Origin of the sequence: Paenibacillus helianthi (genome assembly GCF_001909055.1) — a bacterium.
Classification (GTDB): Bacteria; Bacillota; Bacilli; order Paenibacillales; family Paenibacillaceae; genus Paenibacillus_AQ; species Paenibacillus_AQ helianthi.
This window is the reverse complement of the sequence record NZ_LVWI01000124.1, coordinates 1-1284: the sequence shown is the minus strand read 5'-3', so window position 1 is coordinate 1284 and position 1284 is coordinate 1. Positions and strand designations below refer to the sequence as shown.

The window sequence follows — 1284 nt, the reverse complement described above, 5'->3', positions numbered from 1 at the left end:
GGGACTGCCCCCTGTTTGTGAGACAGTGATCAAAACACCTTGCAAGTTTAAGCAGCCAGTCGCCGAAAATCCACCGGCGACTGGTTATTTAGTTTCGCCTGAATCCGAATTGAGTTATAGTAGGTGATGTAGTCTCGAACGGTCTGTTCAACGATTGCAGTCGTTGTACACATAAGATCTTCGAGGTAGAACGTTTCAGACTTTAGGGTGGAATGAAACGACTCAATGGGGGCATTATCAGCGGGCGTTCCTTTACGGGACATGCTCATGGTAATGCCTTTTCCCTTGACTACCGCCTGGTACGCCTGAGACGTATACACACTGCCCTGATCGCTGTGGAGCAGCATGTTGGCCCGCTCTGGAAGTTGGCCCAGTGTATCCAATACAAAGGACGTGTCCTGCTTGTCCGCTATACTGTAAGCGACAATTTCTCCGTTGTACAGATCCAAAATACTTGAAAGGTACAACATCTTGCCGCCAAACGGCAAATACGTAATATCTGTGACCAGTTTTTGCAAGGGAGCTGCTGCATGAAATTGCCGCTTAAGCAGATGTTCCGCAGGTTGTGCCGGTTGCCCTGTAGTCTTTCGTTTCTTCATCCTCACACGGCACTGTAGTCCCTCGCGCTGCATGATACGCTGGACCCGTTTATGGTTTATAGGCTCTTCTGCCCGAAGGAGCGCCGTGATTTTACGGTAACCGTACCGAAATTTATGCTGAGTGCAAAGCTGCCTTATCTTTTCCACCATCCGATCTATACTTTGAGTCCTGGCAGTCTTCCAGCGGTAGTAAGTAGCTCTCGCGATTCCGAGCCACGCACAAGCCTCAGATACCGTCACTTCTGCTCGAATGGATTCGATCCAGGCAACGACAACTTCTGGTCCCACCTCCTTTCCAGTTCCTTGTACTTTTTTAGCAGGTCCAATTGTTGCTTCAGGAATCGATTTTCCGCCTTTAGTCTCTCCAGCTCCGTAGTGGTTTCCGGACCTTTTCCAAAGCTGTATTGCTTACCTACAGGTTGCTCCATGCGATGAATTTCGCCTTCCCGATACCATTTCATCCACACCTTTAGTTGCGTCCTATTTCGTATGCCCAGCTGTTTCATAACATCGCTCACGGGTACTCCTGCCAATCTCATTTCTATAGCTTTCATCTTTATTTCTACGGGGTAGCTCACTCTGGTTGCCAACGCAAAAACACCTCCAAGATTATCTCCCTATCTTACGATAAGGTTTCATTCTCTTGAAGGTGTTTTGATTTGTCTCACGTTACGGGGTCAGTCCC

At 48.4% G+C, this 1284-nt stretch carries 1 protein-coding gene; it reads right to left on the bottom strand.

Annotated elements, in window-relative coordinates; all coding sequences use genetic code 11:
• Nucleotides 1–47: 47 nt before the first annotated feature.
• A protein-coding gene (locus A3844_RS31670) for an IS3 family transposase (protein WP_143192230.1) occupies nt 48–1189 on the bottom strand; the annotation gives its coding sequence in 2 pieces (ribosomal slippage) (nt 48–916 and nt 916–1189; 1143 coding nt in all).
• Nucleotides 1190–1284 lie beyond the last annotated feature (95 nt).